General features: G+C 36.0%; 15 protein-coding genes. 4 read left to right on the top strand and 11 right to left on the bottom strand.

Annotated features, from left to right (window positions below):
- The first annotated feature begins 13 nt into the window (after positions 1–13).
- Positions 14–481 carry a 2TM domain-containing protein gene (locus DBO93_RS03130; RefSeq protein WP_108455023.1) on the top strand — a complete coding sequence of 156 codons (468 nt, stop codon included), beginning with the start codon at positions 14–16 and terminating at the stop codon, positions 479–481.
- Between the two features lie 79 nt (positions 482–560).
- Here the strand turns inward: DBO93_RS03130 and DBO93_RS03125 are convergent, their stop codons facing one another.
- From DBO93_RS03125 to DBO93_RS03115, 3 genes are all read right to left on the bottom strand, one after another.
- On the bottom strand, positions 561–2,246 hold the full coding sequence (locus DBO93_RS03125) for an RluA family pseudouridine synthase (protein WP_108455022.1): 1,686 nt from the start codon (positions 2,244–2,246) through the stop codon (positions 561–563).
- Between the two features lie 178 nt (positions 2,247–2,424).
- Positions 2,425–3,552: an OprD family outer membrane porin gene (locus DBO93_RS03120; protein ID WP_204100643.1), complete on the bottom strand. Its 1,128-nt coding sequence runs from the start codon at positions 3,550–3,552 to the stop codon at positions 2,425–2,427.
- A 145-nt stretch (positions 3,553–3,697) separates the two neighbouring features.
- Positions 3,698–3,982 carry a hypothetical protein gene (locus DBO93_RS03115; RefSeq protein ID WP_108455020.1) on the bottom strand — a complete coding sequence of 95 codons (285 nt, stop codon included), beginning with the start codon at positions 3,980–3,982 and terminating at the stop codon, positions 3,698–3,700.
- A gap of 509 nt (positions 3,983–4,491) precedes the next feature.
- On the opposite strand from DBO93_RS03115, the gene DBO93_RS03110 reads away from it, so the two are divergent.
- Entirely contained in the window at positions 4,492–5,610 is a 1,119-nt protein-coding gene (locus tag DBO93_RS03110) for a GGDEF domain-containing protein (RefSeq protein WP_108455019.1), read from the top strand.
- 133 nt (positions 5,611–5,743) lie between these two features.
- Here the strand turns inward: DBO93_RS03110 and DBO93_RS03105 are convergent, their stop codons facing one another.
- Complete coding sequence (locus DBO93_RS03105; protein WP_108455018.1) at positions 5,744–5,995, bottom strand: TIGR03643 family protein; 252 nt, start codon at positions 5,993–5,995, stop codon at positions 5,744–5,746.
- Between the two features lie 438 nt (positions 5,996–6,433).
- Here DBO93_RS03105 and DBO93_RS03100 point away from each other — a divergent pair, with 438 nt between their 5' ends.
- Both DBO93_RS03100 and DBO93_RS03095 read left to right on the top strand, forming a co-directional pair.
- Positions 6,434–8,413, top strand: coding sequence for a methyl-accepting chemotaxis protein (locus DBO93_RS03100; RefSeq protein WP_108455017.1), 1,980 nt, complete (start codon positions 6,434–6,436; stop codon positions 8,411–8,413).
- A 294-nt stretch (positions 8,414–8,707) separates the two neighbouring features.
- Positions 8,708–9,199, top strand: a complete 492-nt coding sequence (locus DBO93_RS03095) for a hypothetical protein (RefSeq protein WP_108455016.1) — start codon at positions 8,708–8,710, stop codon at positions 9,197–9,199.
- Positions 9,200–9,543: 344 nt separating this feature from the next.
- Here the strand turns inward: DBO93_RS03095 and DBO93_RS03090 are convergent, their stop codons facing one another.
- The 7 genes from DBO93_RS03090 to DBO93_RS03065 form a co-directional block, all read right to left on the bottom strand.
- A complete protein-coding gene (locus DBO93_RS03090; RefSeq protein WP_108455015.1) occupies positions 9,544–11,094 on the bottom strand; it encodes a cryptochrome/photolyase family protein in 1,551 nt (516 codons plus the stop codon).
- A gap of 72 nt (positions 11,095–11,166) precedes the next feature.
- Positions 11,167–11,319 (bottom strand): DUF2256 domain-containing protein, encoded by a 153-nt coding sequence (locus tag DBO93_RS03085; protein WP_108455014.1) that lies wholly within the window; start codon positions 11,317–11,319, stop codon positions 11,167–11,169.
- A gap of 8 nt (positions 11,320–11,327) precedes the next feature.
- Positions 11,328–12,116 (bottom strand): FAD-binding domain-containing protein, encoded by a 789-nt coding sequence (locus DBO93_RS19180; protein ID WP_343215941.1) that lies wholly within the window; start codon positions 12,114–12,116, stop codon positions 11,328–11,330.
- Between the two features lie 29 nt (positions 12,117–12,145).
- Positions 12,146–12,904, bottom strand: a complete 759-nt coding sequence (locus tag DBO93_RS19175; protein ID WP_343215940.1) for a deoxyribodipyrimidine photo-lyase — start codon at positions 12,902–12,904, stop codon at positions 12,146–12,148.
- A 1-nt stretch (position 12,905) separates the two neighbouring features.
- Positions 12,906–14,261 carry a DASH family cryptochrome gene (locus DBO93_RS03075; RefSeq protein ID WP_108455013.1) on the bottom strand — a complete coding sequence of 452 codons (1,356 nt, stop codon included), beginning with the start codon at positions 14,259–14,261 and terminating at the stop codon, positions 12,906–12,908.
- A gap of 318 nt (positions 14,262–14,579) precedes the next feature.
- Entirely contained in the window at positions 14,580–17,258 is a 2,679-nt protein-coding gene (locus DBO93_RS03070; RefSeq protein ID WP_239059163.1) for a TonB-dependent receptor, read from the bottom strand.
- Positions 17,228–17,662, bottom strand: a complete 435-nt coding sequence (locus DBO93_RS03065) for a TonB-dependent receptor plug domain-containing protein (RefSeq protein ID WP_162533710.1) — start codon at positions 17,660–17,662, stop codon at positions 17,228–17,230. Before DBO93_RS03065 ends, DBO93_RS03070 begins: the two co-directional genes overlap by 31 nt.
- Positions 17,663–18,572 lie beyond the last annotated feature (910 nt).

Raw genomic sequence — 18,572 nt, 5'->3', positions numbered from 1 at the left:
CAAGGAGAAGTATATGATCGTCCGAAAGTTAAGGCTTAAAAGAGCTTGGTCTCAGGAGCAGTTAGCCCAGTTTAGTGGTTTAAATATCAGAACCATTCAACGTATTGAGCGAGGTCAGAAAGCTGGTTTGGAATCACTTAAATCTCTTGCCGCTGTCTTTGAAATTGAACTTGAAGATTTGCTAAAGGAAAAGAAAATGGAAAATTCAGAAAAATATAGCGAAGAAGAGAACCGTGTTATTGAACATGTGAAAGACATTAAAGGCTTTTATAGTCACCTTATTAATTATGGCATGGTGATACTTGGTTTGTTTATCGTAAATTTTATTACCAGCCCAGATTATTATTGGGCTTGGTGGGCAGCATTTGGCTGGGGTATTGGCGTAGTTTCTCATGGAATAAGTGTGTTTGAGGTATACAGTTTTTTTGGCGCTGATTGGGAAAAGAAACAAATTGAAAAAAGGTTAGGAAAGAAGCTTTAATGCCGTAAGTGGTTCTCCTGTGACAGTTACAGGAGACGAATTATATTCAATGCGACATTTTAATAGGAGCCACTAATCATTAAAAATCAGCAGCGACTTCAAACTCCAATTTGCAATGATTAATAGGATGCGATAACGACAAATATTCTGCATGCAAATGTAAGCGTTCGGCTTTTAAACCATAATGATCATCGCCAACAATCGGCATATTTAGCCCTAACTTATGCGCACAATGCACTCTTAACTGATGCGTTCGCCCAGTTTTAGGAAACAAATGTAATCGTGTGGTGTTGTTTTTCCGCTCTAACACACGCCAAGTAGTCAGTGCGTGTTTACCACGCTCATAACACACCATTTGCCGAGGCTTATCATCAAAGTCTAGTATTAATGGTAATTCGATAGTGCCATTATCTTCGACAACATTTCCAGAAACCAATGCAACATAACGCTTCTCGATACTGCGTTCAATAAACTGCTTTTGCAATGCTTTATGGGCTCTTTTATTAAGCGCTATGATTAATAACCCAGAAGTCGACATATCTAACCGATGCACAATAAGTGGCCCCGACGCCTGTGGAAATTGCGTTTTAATGCGCATGTAAACCGAATCTTCAATATTTTTACCTGGCACCGATAAAAACTCAGCAGGTTTGTTAACCACTAGCATATCGCTATCTTGGTAAACAATCGTTAAATCTTTACCCTGCGCAGGATTTACTAATAATGGGTTATCGTCGACTTTCAGGCCTTTAAGCATATGAGTCAAAATGGGTTGGCATTTGCTGTAACAAGATGGGTAATAGTTTTTGTGTTGTCGAATAGCTGATTTAGGTGCAGCGCCCCACCAAAACTCAGCCATCGCAATGGGCGTTAAGTTATGTTGATAGGCATATTGTAATAATTTAGGTGCCGCGCAATCGCCTGCCCCTGCGGGTGGTGTATGCTCAGGTAATTCGGCAAAAATAGCGTTTAAATCTTTCGTTTCGCCGTTAGCATTAAGAAAATCATATTGAGCGAAGAGTTTTTTTTGTAAATTTTTCGAACGTGATTTTCGCAGCTTCTTTAACTTATCAATTTCATCTGTAATGTCAGTTAAGGCTTGGTGTAATGATTCAAGATTTTTTTGACCGCTTTGCTTAAGTGCTTGTAGCTGCTTTTTTTCTTGAATACTTTGCCCTGCTAACTCAATACTTAAGCGCTCAGCATCTTTGTCTGTTAGTTGCTCAGAAGCGACTGTACGTCGTTGCTTTCTTTGTTGACGGTTCAACACAATTTGATTTTGCTGGGATGATAATGCTTGCTGATAGGCTATTGTGGCATCATTTAGGTTTTCGCTAATACGGCTAAGCTGCTGGCTATTTTCCAAAACCGTTATTTCAGCATTAATATTGTTAATAATGCTGTTTTCAGTTAAAAACGCTGAATCTTGCAATTGCATATTAGACACTGCAGGTACAAATTTAATCATATTTACATCAAGGTCGAGTTGACCAGAGTAGGCACTGAGAAAGCCGATGTTATCTTGGCTACTTTTTACCACTAAAACACCAAACATTTTACCTGTACTAACTTGTTCAGCTTTAGTTTCTGTAAAAGCTTCAGAATAGCTAATAGGCAGCTGTTCAAGCTGTTGCTGTAACTGCAAAGCAGCGGCAATGGCAATGGGCTGTGGTTGGTAATAAAATGGGAAGGTAAATTTTTCTGGCAGCACAGTATTGTCAATAGACTGAGAAAAAGGCGTAAAACAAGCAGTAAGGTTTGTCATGGCAATAAAATGATGGAATATTCTGTAAAGCAATTAATTAAGATAATAACATAATCAATATGATGTTACTGAGTAACCTTACCTGTGAGTAAATAAACTCACGCATATTAAAAAGGTGGAGTAGCGCTATATGTAAGCACTACTTTATTGAGTTACTTTAAAAACACTTAAAAAATAATTAAAAGCCAACATTAAACATAGCTAAAACCATTTTTCCATCGTCATGTATATGGTGATAAATAAAATCAAATACCATGTTATTACCAAAATCATAGCTGAAAAATAAGTCTATTTCGTCAGCACCTTTGTCAAAAGCAACATTTAATAATCCCAACGTGATGTTATCAAAACCACTGTAATCAACACCAACTGCCAAGGCATCTTGATCGAGTACACCCGATATAGTGTGATCTGCCGCATTGGAATAAAAAGGACCGCCACCAAAGCCATTGATAATAGTACCCGACACATGGTTATACGAGGATTTAAATGTAAAGTCATTCAATGTATAACTGGCCATAATGCCATATACGTCACCATCAGGGCCGCTATTATTATCACTGCTGTCTGATTGCTTACCAAATTGAGCACCTAAGGTAATGTTATCAAACTCAACGGTAGCATCAACATAGAAAAAGTCGGCTAAGTCTTTGGCATTGTAATACCATGTTTGTAGCTCAACATGGTCAATTCCCTGATAAACAACACCTAATACGTTAACGCTATCACTACCTAGTAGATCAATAAAGTCTTCTGGTTTTTCGCTATCTACACTGATCCAGTCAGTTAAATGCGCAGCATATACCGTGGTATCGGTAATATCGGCATTAGTCACTAAAATGCCGGTAAAGCTATTCGGCACCATACGCACATCGTTCATGTCAACATAAGGCGAGTCAAAACCAAAACGGCCGAGTTTAACTTCAGTATTTTCAATGTTTGCTTTTAGGTAGGCTTGTCCTAAAACGGCATAACCGTCGCCATCAGAGCCAAAAAAGCTACCTTCATCATCGTGGAATATTTTTTGTGTGGTATATAAGCTACCGTTGGCAGTAAGACCTTGCCAACTTGCACTGCTATAATTAAGCTCTGCGCCGATAGCAGAACTTTGCATACGCGCTTCAACCTCATTATCAATTGAAATGTAGCCCACACGAATACGACCAGAAAACCCTGTATCTGACGTTTCAGCAGCAATATTATCAGTTTGCATTTCGCCGTTTTCAAAAGCAGAAACATCATTTAAAAATGTACTAGACATTGCCATAACTGCGCTTACAGTTAATGGTTGTTTAAAAACATTCATGAGTAGGGACATTGGTTGAGTGAAAGTGCGGCAAATATAGAGACTAAATTAACCATAATCAATCTAAAATATGCATAAAAGTCAAAATTAGTATTATTACGAGTAATTGAGCGTGGGTGATCTTTTACTGATCATAAAACTGATATCAATTAATTTTTGCGACTCCCGCGACTTCTATCACTGTTTTCGCTTCAGCTCGCTCAATAATTTTTACGATGGTTGTCTGAATCGTTTCATCTTTACGAACATCACTTTCGCTTAAAAATTTCTCTTCTTGAGCGTCAGCACCTTCCTCTAATACAAAACTGACCACCACTTTTGTTGCACAACTTTCTGACTCTCCAAAATAAGCTAGCGTTATTTGTGGATATCCTTGAAAGCCATTTTTAACTTTTTTAGCAATGCGTTTTGTTGATTTATCTAAATTCATAATATCTATCCAATAGGCTTAAAGGCTCAGTTAACATGCTAGTCTTTAGCAAAAACATATCAAACGTATGTCAGTAATTAACATTGTCTTTGAAGGGAGTAATAGCGACATACTATTTTGCATTACTTTTCAGTCGTTGACTAATAATGTTTATAATAAATGCAAAAAGGCAGCAGCATTTATTACTTTATTTATTACTTCATTGTTAAGCACATATTTAATATGTTAAATATTGTAATAAAAACCCCAAATATACGGTCTGTTAATATGATGGTTTACTATCAAGGATGGTGAGCACTACATTTTGAATTCAACGCTAATATTGTTATGTTTAAATTACCGTTGATAGTTGATGATTAAGTGACTAGGCTAACAACATAGAGTTCAGCAAGAAAGTTCATACTCGAATGAGCAATTATCACGGTGGTTTACTTTAAATTTTGAGCGATATTAAATTTTTGCATAAAACTAAAACCACGCCTTCTCGTATTATCGAATAAAGTACTTATATGAACAAAGAAATAAAAAATTTGAACGAAAATGTAAAAAGTGAAGACAACTTTTTACATTTTTTAATGACTCAGTGCCTAGGTATCAGACGCTGGGCTTTGCTAGTTTCATTAATTTTGTATACCGCATTCGCTGTAATGGACGTCATAAAATTCCCCAGTGAGATTTACTCACTAACCCTTACAACACGTCTAATACTCGTTGTATTGCCGTTAATATATTTAAATATTGTTTATTGGTATTACCCTCCTCTTTCAATTCGTTCGAATTCATTAATAATGTTAATGGTTTATGTCGGAAGTGGCTTAAATCACACCTTCATTTATTATCTATCTGAAGTTTACACTTTTCAATTTTCTGAACTTGGCCTCGTACTGATATTAATGTTTGGCTGTTTACTCTTAATAATTGCAATCAAGCCAGCAGTGGTAGCAACTGCAATTATTTTATCCGTATTTTCAGTGGTGAATTTCCATTTAAATCATCAAATAGCAGACTTAATATTTATGCTGATAATATTACTGTTCGTGTCTGGAATTTGCCTAACGATTAACCTATTAGGTCAAAAGATGCTTTATCAAAACTACCTTCTGATTAATAGGTTATATAACGAATCGATAACGGATGGATTAACTAAACTCCACAATAAAAGATCTTTTCAAGAAGAAATAGAACGATTAAACGCGATAGCAACTCGAGACAATGCAACCTTAGGTTTAATATTAATAGATGCTGATAATTTTAAAACCATTAACGACACATTTGGTCATGATGTAGGTGATGACGTTTTAGTTAAATTATCGGAAGTTATCGAGACAAAATGCCGCCGTGCTGAAGACATTGGTTTTCGCATAGGAGGTGATGAATTTGCACTCATACTCTACGGTATCAGTAGTGAAAAGCTTGAACAAACCTGTTTTGATATGGTGTTAACGGTTGCGACCTTAAACTTAAAAAATAGCGGGAAAGATGTAAAAACAGCCTTATCAATTGGTGCGGTATTAAAATCTGCCAATGCGAAAGTTTCTAGCGATAATTTAGTTAAAATCGCAGATGAATATTTATATGAAGCAAAAGAGAACGGTAGAAACCAGTATTATTTAAAAACCTTTCAATGATCATCAGCTTAGCAATAAAACTAACTGAGACTATGCAGGTAGTTTTAATACTCTAAGTCTAATAATAAATAATTATATGTTTACCATCAAAAGTTCGGTAATTAACTTTTAAAATCGATCAGCGTATGCTTAATCAACGCTGTTTATATTGTGTTGGGCAATAGCCTCTTGTGACGTTTTCACTCCGTAATTGCAGGTGTTTTGTAGATCGACCTGACACTCTTTTTCGCCACAATTTAAAACTATTGGCTTTTAAACGACTTCGCATAAATTTAATAACCTCAGATTCATTCATATTAAACTGCAGCTCAATTGCCTCAAAAGGGGTACGGTCTTCCCACGCCATTTCTATAATTCTTGATTCTTCACTCATCAGTAATATCATAAATTTTCTAGTCTTAATAATATTGTAAACATCTTTAATAACACTACGAGATACCGACAGAAAAAGACCAATCTAAGCTTAAAATAACTAGAAATTAAAATACTTATATATCTTAAGTATTCGTTGTAGGGATCCGCTGGCAATATCGATTTTAAATGGCTAATTAAGCGGATATAAATAGTTATTTACTGCTGTTTTGATATAGTAAAGTGGCAACCATAATTAAAGCTAAAAATCAGTTTTAATCATTTAATGAAATTAAGTCTTTTTACTTTTTTGTGAAAAATAAATAAGAAATTTATCAGCATAATTTCTCAACTTGGTTTGTTGTTTATTTTGAGCCGCCGACCAATTAACTTAACAAGTATTTGTCTTTGGCTATACTCGTCTGTAACGTGAACTTAAGAACTCACATTATTTCTCTGAAAAGGATATCCAGTGACATTTTCTGACATTTCATTCAAAAATAGAATACTCCTATTATTAGCATTACCTCTAGTTGGTTTTTTGTGGTTAAGTATTTCTTCAATGAAGCAAAACTATGCTATTAATCATGAAATGGATAACCTTGCTCAGTTAACTCAACTGTCTGTTACTTATAGTGAGTTAGTGCATGAGTTGCAAAAAGAGCGAGGAGCAACCGCCGGTTTTATTGGCTCACAAGGGCTAAAATTCATCAATGAGCTAAGTAAACAGAGAGTAGCAACAGATACTAGAGTGAGTGATCGTCAACATTTCTTATCCGCTAATCACTTCCAACAAACTCTAGTAACACAATTAAATCAAGAAATTATAAAAGAATTAGACAAATTAGAAACCATAAGAACACAAGTAAATCGTTTAACCATAGATACAGCAAAAGCACTAAGTTATTACACAACACTCAATGCCAAACTACTGTCCGTAACATCAATAATTGCAGAATTAAGTAATGATGCAAATATAACTAAACAAACCATCGCCTATTATAACTTTCTTCAAAGTAAAGAGCGCGCTGGTATTGAGCGTGCAGTTTTAAGCAATGCTTTTGCATTAGATAAATTTAGTGATGGTATGTTTGTTAAGTTTGTTTCTTTGGTAACACAACAAGACACCTACATGGCTAATTTTTTAACCTTAGCGACACCAGAAAATAAAGAATTCTATCAAGAACAAATGCAAGACCCTGCAATAAATGAAGTATTAAAACTACGCAAAATTGCTGAAAATAAAGCAACAAATTTTGACGTTGATGCATTGCACTGGTTTAAACAAGCCACATTAAGAATAGGTTTATTGAAAAAAACTGAAAATGAAATTACTAGTCGCTTACTTCTACTAGTTGAAAACACCTACGACAGAGCATTTACCACATTAATCATTAGCGTTTTTTTAACGGTAACGTTATTAGTCTTGGTGAGTATAATTACCTTAATATCAGTTAAAGATTTAACCTCTCGCGTGAACGAATTAACTCAGGTTATGAGAAGCGTAAGAGATAAAAATGACTTAACTGTTCGAACTCATTTGCAAGGGAATAGCGAATTAGGGCAAATATCGCTGGCATTAAACCTTACTTTAGCGCAATTTTCACAAACCATTCATGATATTTCGAATTCGAGTTTAACACTATCAGCCGCCGCTGAAGAAACATCGACCACTTGTGAGTTCAATGCGCATACATTAAAGGAACAGCAAGAAGAAATTGGTGTTATAGCCGCCGCTGTAGAAGAGTTATCAGCAACAATAAAAGAAGTTGCCAATAATACTCAAGTTTCGGCAGATTCAGCACGAGAGGCTGATAACCAAGCAAAAAGCGGATTAAATGTTGTACAAACTTCCTATGCTTCGATTGAAGTATTATCTCAAGAAATTGACAGCTTAGCCCAACAAATTAATAACTTACATGAAAGTAGTGGCAATATTACCAAAGTGGTTGATGTTATTAAGTCTGTTGCAGAACAAACAAATTTATTGGCACTAAATGCCGCGATTGAAGCTGCAAGAGCTGGTGAACAAGGACGAGGCTTTGCTGTTGTAGCTGATGAAGTAAGAACATTAGCTCAACGCACACAGCAATCTACTTTAGAGATCGAAACTTTTATTGGCTCATTACAGACGGATGTGAACTCCGCCCATCGCGTGATAGAAGACAGTCAGCTCAAGGCAAGTGTCGCAGTAGAAAACTCCAAAAATGTTGAACAAACGCTAGAAGAAATAACTGACGCCATTAGTCATATTTTTTCAATGTCAGAGCAAATTGCAGTCTCAATTGAAGAACAATCAGTTGTAACTAATGAGGTAGCAAAGAGCATCGTCAATATTGAGCATAAATCGACAGTCACTACCGAAGGTGCATCACAAATAGCAACAACTGCAAAAGAACAAGCTTATTTAGCGACCACAATGCAAGATATAGCGAATAGATTCCGAGTGTAGATACCGAGTGTTATTTATAAGTTATTGCTAAGCATTAAAATACATCAATGATAATAAAAGCCAAAAATATATTCTCATTATTAGTAGGCATTGGGTATTAGAGGTAACGTTAAGGTCAAGTGTGTAGCGTTATTTAACACTTAAAGCTGGGTATCGTAAAGCTCACACAAGAATAAACAGGGTAAGGTTTTCACTCAATATTTACTTACCTTTACCTAGTTTGACTTATCTTTACAGTAGTTTAATTACACTATCATGCACGCTTTTGTGCATGCTTTAATGCTGGAAAACCTTATGTCCTCATCAATATTTAAATTAATACTAACCACTATTTTTATTTACTCCCTAACAGCATGTTCATCGGGTTTTGACCGCTCAGATCATAAAAACAATCGTTATCAAGAATCCTTGGAAACAAAAATATTGCCTGATGGGTCTAAGGTATTTAATTTTTCAATAGCGATACAAAATAAACAGTTAGATGAGCAGGATGAAAAAATGGCTGAAAATATTGGCAGACAAAAACAATCCAAGGGTCCGGGTAAAAAAGGGGCAGGACAAAGCGAAAACAACAAATCGCCCAACAAAAAAAATAACGAACGTAATCAAGCATTAGAAGAGCATTTTCAACAACGTGTTTCCAGCTTAAGTATTTTAAAAATGTTCTGTCGAGAAGGTTATTTTGTTCTAGAAAAATATAATGATAGCCGTGAAGTACAACTAAAAGCCGAATGTAAAGAAAGTGCATCTGTTGAAGATTATAATAAATTTACCAAGGTAAAATAGCCGATATCATCTTTTGAGAGCCAAGCAAGCGTTAAATTTTTCTAGTTACATAATCAGCAAAATCACCTTCAAGCGATTAATCAGGGTTGTTTGAAGGGAAGAACTTGCTGATTTGCAATAAATAACAATAGTAAAAAAAGGAATGATTAATATATTTCCTCCCACGGCATTACTTTTTGTCGATATTATATTTTTCTCTCTAATATAAGGTAGATGGCCAAACATATTAGCAAGGCAACCTAAGAAAAGAATGGCTAGTTTATAATTCAACTACACCCCGATACAAGCGGCACCAAGAGTGCTCATAGCAAAACACTCATACTTTCTTTACAATAAGTTTGAAACTATAAACCATCTAAATTATTTAATAACTCAGCCGCTTTTACCCTTATTTCATCTTTTTGCTCGGTAGCCATTTTATCCCAATTACGAATAGGAAAACTCATTCTATGGTTGGTCGAAAACTTATCATAGTTATGGTCAATAAAATTCCAATATAAGCTATTAAGTGGGCAAGCATTTGGCCCTATCTTTTCTTTCACGTTATATTGGCAACCTTTACAGTAATCACTCATTTTATTAACATAATTGCCGCTAGCCGCGTAAGGCTTTGTTGCAATCCAGCCGCCATCAGAAAAAAGCGCCATACTGCGTGTATTTGGCAGCTCTACCCATTCAATCGCATCTATGTATATGCCTAAATACCAATCATCTACTTGGCTTGGTGATATGCCTGCCAGCAAAGCAAAGTTACCGGTGATCATTAGCCGTTGAATATGGTGTGCATAAGCATGTTCTAAAGATTGCGTTATTGCACTTTTTAAGCACAACATATGAGTATTACCATGCCAAAAAAAGTCAGGTAGATTACGATTAGCCGCTAAAAAATTTTGCTCTGCATAATTAGGCATATTTGCCCAATACATCCCTCTGACATATTCCCGCCAGCCTAAAATTTGCCTAATAAATCCTTCAACTTGAGCTAGTGTTATAGCACCCGCTGAGTTTTGGTAAGCGTCAAGTGCGGTTTGAATTACCTCTGCTGGGCTTAACATTTTACAATTGAGAGAAAAACTAAGCCGCGAATGATATAAACTCCAAGCGTAGGGTGAAGCTACTGTCATCGCATCTTGAAAATTCCCAAAGTTGGCTAGCTGATGCTGGCAAAAAAACTGCAGCAATGACAATGATTGTTCACGATTAATCGGGTATGTAACATTTGCTGACTCTTGTCCGATAGTTTTAATGTTATGTTTTTTTATTCGTTGTAAATATTCATCGGCTTCGTTATCGAATATTAACGGTTTCGGAATAAATTTAAGATCAGAGCGTTTAAATGACTGTCTATTATTTGCATCGAAGTTCCAGGCATTGCCTTCAGGTTTTGAGCCATTCATGAGAATTGCAAAGCGTTTTCGCATGTAGCGATAAAAATTCTCCATTCGCACGTGTGTAGCTTGTTGAAAATGGCTTGGTAATTCTTCAAATGGTAGCAAAAAATGTTCACTATCTACCTCAACAACCGTTTGGGAAAGTTGCTGCTTCATGGTATTTAATTGTGTACGTAGTCGATATTCATCTGGTCGTTGAAAAGCAAAGCTTTCGCAGCAAAAATTGGTCATTAATGATTCAATAAGTGCAGGAAGATCTTGATGTTTTTCAGTATCATCTAGCGTTAAGTAGCAAACTTGGTGCCCTGCACGTTCAAGTTGGTTCGCAAAATCGGCCATGGAGGCAAAAAATGCGCTTATTTTTTGGATATGGTGCTTAGTGTAATTAGCCTCTTGGTGAAGTTCGGCTATAACATACACCACATCGCTATCAACCTTTTCAAACCAACTGTGCATGGGATTGAGTTGGTCGCCTAATAAAAGCCTAAGGTGCTTTGCCTTCATAAATTTCCTTAAAATTATTTTATTATGTCAAATTAGCACTGAGTCCAATTTTTAAGACGTTATTAACTAAACTTAATTAGTACTCTGGTTAACTTGCTTGTTACGCCTACAGCGCTGCGAGCAATAAAGTACTTGTTCCCAACACGCTCGCCATTTTTTCCGCCATATAAATTTTTTTTGACAGGTAAGACAGATTTTATGAGGTAATAATAATTTTTTATGCATTTAAAACTTCATTCAACTTTTTGATCACTTAAATTTATTAAAGCATTAGTGGGAGATAATTTATTAACCTTTTTAGCTCTTCGAACATGCTTTGACAAAATACGTTGGCTTTCTTTTTTTGTGTCTATTCGCTTTTGAAACCCCCACAATAAATCACGGGCAATCTTTCCAGTTTCATTAATATCAACCATAGGTTGAGGATAATTCACACCTAATTCGCATCGATAAAGCTGCTGCTCCATTGGCGATAAATCCCAAGGTGTATGTATCATTTCATTTGGCACTTCTGATAATTCTGGCAACCACTTTCTGATAAAACTGCCTTCTTTATCTTTCTCTAACGATTGCTTAACTGGGTTGTACACTCGAATAATATTAGTACCCGTTACTCCTGACTGCATTTGAAATTGTGGATAATGAATACCAGGTTCAAAGTCGAGAAATAACTTTGCTAAATGTGTAACGCCTAAGCGCCAATCAAGCAATAAATGGTGACATAAAAAACTGACTAACATTGCTCGCATACGAAAGTTTATATAACCTGTTTTCACTAAACACAACATGCATGCATCTACCAGTGGATATCCAGTTTTACCCTCTCGCCATTTAGTTAATCGTTCTTCAACAGTGAGACCACAATGTATTTTAGGGTAGCTTAATTCACTATAAGCTTTATTTACTGGGCGCCATTGCATTTGGTGTTCGCTTTCAAATTTTTGTATAAAATGGCAATGCCAATGCAGACGAGAAGCCAAAGCATTTATGGGTTTTTTCCAACCACTTTCAGATTTTTTCAATAAAATACGCTGATAAAACTGTCTAACACTTATATTCCCCAAGCTAAATAGGGTGATAAGCGTGAACAGCTTTTGCGACTTTCATGCGGTTTAGAAATATCGTAATGATAGTTTTTACCTCGCTCTGTTAAAAATGACTGCAACATTTTATGAGCCCAAAGTTCTCCGCCTTTTAGCATAAATTCATCATGGGTATACCATGTAGGTGGTAGAGAAGGCTTAGCTAAATTAACTAAAACTTCATTGTTTACGAATACGGCACTAGACAGAGTTGGCTGGTGTGGTTCTGCTTTCATTACTTTATGCCAATGACTATCCCAATTATTTCTATTTTTCTTGCCGCGACTTACCGCACCCGACGCACTTTCAAACCAAGTAATATTTTGCGAATTGCACCATGATTTAACCGTTTTATCTCGCTCAAAAGTAGATAATATGCCTACTTCTTCATGGCTATATAAACTCGATATTTTAAATCTTTTTTGAATTTCATTTAGACCAGCTATTACCTCACCATAGTAAACATAAACCGCGGTATTATAGGACGCTAATTGCGTATTTATGTCTTGAATAGATTGTAAAATAAAACGCCAATGTCGCTCATCATAATGAGGGTCTGCTATAAGTAACGGTTCAAAAACATAATAAAGCAGTGTTAGCCCTGACTTAATAGATGCAGCAAGCGGTTCATGATCGCTAAGCCTTAAATCACGCTTTAACCAGACAATATTAACTTCATCATTTTGCTTATGATTATTTAGAGCAATGTCTACATTATCTGTTGGCATATCAGCTGCCATTATTACTGACTTGTATAACAGGCCAATCGGAAGCATCTACAGTGTCTACTGTTTGGCTAGTAGCTTGATCTTCGTTTGTCCACTTAGCTTGATACACTCCCTCAGGATCGAAAGTTTCGCTTTGTTTTTCTATATTAAAATGTCTACCACCTCTGGGATCAGCCCCTACTCCTGCAATATATTGCCAATTCCCCCAATTAACCGCAGCATCATAATCTATTAAGCGCTCTTCAAACCACGCTGCACCATAACGCCAATCAACTCCTAGCACGTTAACCAAGCAACTTGCTACAATTTGGCGACCTCTATTACTTAAATAACCGGTAAGTCGTAACTCATTCATACAAGCGTTAACTAAACGGTAAGGTGTATCTGAAAAACACCATTTATTAAATCGTTCAGTATAAAACGTGGTAAGCGGGCGTTGTGCTGCAATCCCTTTAAATTGGTATGTTTTAGCACCTACTTTATAGTGTAACCATTGAAAGTATTCACGCCATAATATTTCTAAATACAAACATTCAGTTGAGCTATTTTTACCTCGCTGTTGTTCAAAGTGGTTGATTGAATTAACCACTTGTCTTGCAGAGATACAGCCATAACTTAACCAAGCGGATAACTTACTGCTATTTTTCCAACCGTCTAAACTATTTCTGACTTGTTTATAGTCTGAAGGTAAATTTGACGAAAAATATTGCTTTAGGTGCTGTAAGCCTTCTTGTTCTCCGCCATTAAAATTAGTCCCCTGTTTAGATTTTTTAAACGCTTTAACCGGTAGCCATTTAGGCATAAAGTTTGTTGCTGCCGGCAGCGTATCAAACATACTAGGCAAATATTGAGGGGGTGGTGCTAGTGCGCTAATCGTAATATTAGCCATTGATTTTCTGAATTTTGAATAACTTATTGGCAAGTTTTCTAGATTAAATGGCAAAGATTTTTCAGCAAATAAAGTGAATTGCTCAACTTGATTAACAGTTAATCTAGGCAGTTTTGCACTCAGTTGACTTATAAGTTTATTTTCATAAGTACCTGGTAAGCGAGTCGTTATAAAATCAGTAATTTGATACTTTTCACAGAGCTGAATTAATGTAGATAAAGTATCTCCATATACGATATAAAGTTGCTGACCAAACTTTTGTAATTGCTGATCAAAAGCACTTAAACAGTTTTGTAAAAATTGCCATCTAGCTTCGCCTAAAGGCTTTGATTGAAAGTTACTTTCTTTAAACCATTGTTCATCTACAACATATACGCAAAGTAGTTTGTCAGTTTGACTAGCTAAATTTAGTGCAGCATTGTCATTAATACGGAGATCTTTTTTCACAAAGTACAAAGCACGTTTCATCGTTATAGTTCTTAAACTTAAAAAATACTATACGAATAAAACCATACAAGAGATCAAAACAGGGACGATTTTTCAGTGCCTAATCAGTTATTAAATAACGGACTTATCTTTAATCTTAATATTTACTATTGCACCTTTGACTTAGCAAACATAAAGTAAAAAAAGCGATTATATTGCGTAATAGTGATTACAAACCAGTAATAAGAGTAGGTACGCAATAAGAACAGAGTTAAAAATTTTAATAACAAAAAAGCCCTGTCTACTTGCGTAAACAGGGCTTAAACTTTGACTTACTATAGATTAGAAGCTAACTATCTATTAGAACTTAGCTTTAACGCCTAAATAGAATTTAGGGCCTGAGCGTGAGTAATCAGATATAGTCGAGTCGTTACCACGTGTCATCACTTGTGGCTCATCTAATATGTTAAGTGCTTTTAAAGATACTGATACTTTTTTAGTCACTTTATACTTGATGTTGAAATCTACGTAATCACTGTCTTGTACATAACGGTGTGAACGTGTTGGGAATGGCAAGTTATTCGGTTGAAAATACTTTGAACGATACTTATAAAGTAAACGCATTGACAGTTGATCACCTTCCCAGTAAACAGAAGCAGAAGCTACGTTTTTAGAGAAACCAAATAGGTTTGCATCAGGAACTAAACCTGGGCTACCTGGTTCTGGCGTTACAAAATCTGACTCTGCATAGTTATAGGCAATCTTCGCACCCAAACCGCTCCAAATTCCTGGTAATTCAGTAAAATGTTTTTGAGCCGTTAACTCAACACCACGAATGGTTGAAGAATCGTTTGATGTTTGTACTGTAGAGTGTGTTACATCTGCAAATATTGTGTCTACGCCATCAAGTGATATCGTAATATCTCTATCTTCTTGTACCGTTTCATAACCGCCAGTAAAGCTTTTATTATAAACAGCTAACGTTACCGCGGCATCATTACTTGGGTAATACTCAAGTGAAACCTCAACGTTATTAGATAAATAAGGCTTCATGTGATTACCGTTAGCTGAACCACTGGTAATTGATTCTGAGTAATTATTATTACAGCTTTCGTCTTCACTTGATGAAGTACAAATATCGTAGCTAACACCTGCAGACATAGCATTCATTTGGAAACGAGACATAGCTCTATAAAGCGCTGTTTTCAAATACCATTCGTCATTTAGTTGGAATGTTAAGTTTAAGCTCGGTAATACTTCGGTGTAACTTGAATCAAGTGTTACATCTTCAATTTCGCCTGTAGTGTTAATTTCTGTTTTAAACGTACCGTCTTCAGCCGTAGTAATAAAAACTTTATCACCGTAACCGTCAGAGTGCGTTTCAGTTTTAACAACACGTACACCAACATTACCAGTTACCGGGTAATCGCCCCATTGAGTATCAATATCAGCCATGGCATAAATAGCGCTGATTTTTTCTTCTACAATACGATCGGCACCGTCACGTTTATCGTTACGTTCGCCAATATCATAAAAGCTTGTATCGCCGTTATTGCCTGGAATTTGACCTAACATTTGTCCAATAAAACATTTGGCATCGTAGGTAACGAAATCACCAGCACCGCCGCCTTCTTCGTCAAATAAATTATCGTTTTGATGGTTATTAAAACAATTGCTCACAATACCGTCAGTTAAAGCTAAGTAACTGGCAACATTGTTCTCGTCCCAGTTATCATCTTCAGTATCAGTTGAGCCAGTTTTTTGACTGCCATCACTCAAACGTAAAGAAACATCGTTAGTTTGTTCGTCAATTAAGTTTTCTTTTGAGAAACGAACACCGGCTTTAATATTAGCAAAAATATCATGATCGAGCGTATATTCAGCATCAAATTTGAACGCTAAAATTTTATCTTCTCGCTCATCATTCGCACGGCGGTATTCAGCATATGCGCCACCATCAGCACTTAAGAAAGACTGAACATTATTTGGATCAAACACTTCTGAAGCATTGTAACCATCATCACCAACACCATTACGGTCGTTATCTAACCATGTAAGGGTAGGAACGTTGGTATCACGAGCGTCAAACTCGTATTGATAACGGCTTTCTGATTTGAATTTTGAACGATGACGAACTCTATAGCGATATGACTTTGAGTATGAAAAGTCTGCTGCTAGTTTTAAGTTATCTGTTGGGTAATACTCAAAATTAATACCACCACCATCATAATCGTCTACTTGATTTCTGCTTTCACCTAAAAGTTGAGGCTTAGCTTCACCGGTTGCATAAAGCAAAGTGTGATCTTCAGCGATGATATGATCGGCTAGTTTTCTTCGACGGTTATCAATCCCAAACTCCATACGTTCTTCAGTATATTCCAAACGAGAGTTTTGGTAATCGAAGTTAATATCCCACTGATCATTAGGTTGCCATTGAAAAGTAGCAACAACACTGGTGCGAGAATCTTCATCTTCACCTGTTCGCCAATAAGCATCATTAGGTACGTAGAAAATTGAACTTTGATCAAAGTCTGACAGCTCAGTGTCTTTTCCAAGTTGAGGACTTGAGCCTTGACGACCACTAGAAACCGCTTGGTTACCATCGTCACACTCATTTTCATCTGGCACTATTGTATTACCCGAAGCGTCTTTAAGCGCACAGGCTTGCATTTGAGAACTACCACCGTAGTTTTCTTCAGGGTTTGAGTCGTCAGACGAAACAACCCCTAATGTGAAACCCATATTACCAAAGTCTTCGGTTTCCCAGCTTCTAACCGTAGAAATAACAAATTTGTTACCCCATGGATTTACATTTTCGCCATCTACATTGCCGTAATATGAGTTGTAGATACCCGTTGCTTCTACAGTAGTTTCATTTTTACCGTAATCGATAGCACGTAGTGCAGCAACTTCAATAGTTCCAGATGTACCACCTTCAACTAAATCTGCTTGTTGTGACTTATAAATAACAACTTTATCAACTAAGTCTGATGGGAATTTTTTAAAGTTTACCGCACGACCTGTACCAGCGTTTGTAATAGTACGACCGTTAAATGTTGCATAACCCAGTAAGAGCCCAAACCACGAATAGAGACTTCGTTTTGGCTACCTTTTAAACGATGACTTGAGGCGCCTGAAATATTTTCAATAATATCGGCTAAAGATAAACCCGGTAAGTCACCAAAGTCTGCCGCAGCAATAGCGTCAACAATAGCGGCGGTATTTTTTTTCTCATTAAGCGAGCGAGTCATTGTGCCTCGCATGCCACTAACTTCAATAACTTCAATGTTGCTTTCTTTAGCAACTTCATTTGTGCTTGCTTGTTCTTCAGCGTATACAGGTGCGGCTAACAAGGTAACAAATGCCGAGCTTAACAATGCCGACGTACCTTTAGAATTAAACCTATTTACTCTTAGAACGTTACTAATTTTATTCAATTTCACGTCACTCTCCCCAAGTTCCACTTATTATGTTTTATAGTAGTATTGTTTAAAACGTAAAACCCATTTACCACAATCTGACTCAAATCTAACCAATTAATGATTAGATGTCAATTAACCATCATTACCAAAACAACATAAAAAACAACTCCTCTGTTATTACCAATGAGGTAGATGTACGTAATTAACGTTAATATTTAAACCTTTAATCTACAATTTCATTAATTTTGTGAAGAAATTTTTTTGATACGCATTGAATTTTATAATGATTATTTTATTGTTTAAATATCGTTACAAAAAGTTAATAATCCTTATGATTTTTCTGCGTTATTTCTACGTTACAGGTAAGTACAGTCACTTTATTACTCAATAGTTGCTCTTGTTATGATTAATTTTTAGACCGTAGATGAAGTTTATAAACGAGACAAGTTGATTAACGACATAGTTAACGTAGCAACTATAGCAGCAGCTTTGAAAGGAAAGTGTCAGTCACAGCAGGCGCTTGTGCATATTTAGCTATATTCTTGGAGTAAATACACACAGATGTATTACCAAAAGATAAACCAAAATACCCAACCCACATTACCAATATAAATTTACAAAAAAGTAATCGTGCTGATACTGAATTCACAAATACGATAACGACGACTGATTTGGGCCTCAAAGAGTACGACTAACAGTCAATAGAATACGATTATTTTGACGTTAAAGTTTATTTACAGTCATAGTACAACTTACTATATAAACCAAGCTTATTTAGCATAACGAATATCAAAAAGATGTTATCGATTAGTTATGCTAATAGTTTGTAAAATATAGGCTTTATATTAAGTCATTTTCCATATATGTAAAGTTGACCTACTCATTTGTGCGGTTGTTAAGAGAAAACTACAGGGTGGATAGTATTTATTTG

The organism is Colwellia sp. Arc7-D (assembly GCF_003061515.1).
Lineage (GTDB): Bacteria > Pseudomonadota > Gammaproteobacteria > Enterobacterales > Alteromonadaceae > Cognaticolwellia.
The sequence above is the reverse complement of the archived record's forward strand: the minus strand, read 5'-3'. Positions and strand labels throughout refer to the sequence as shown.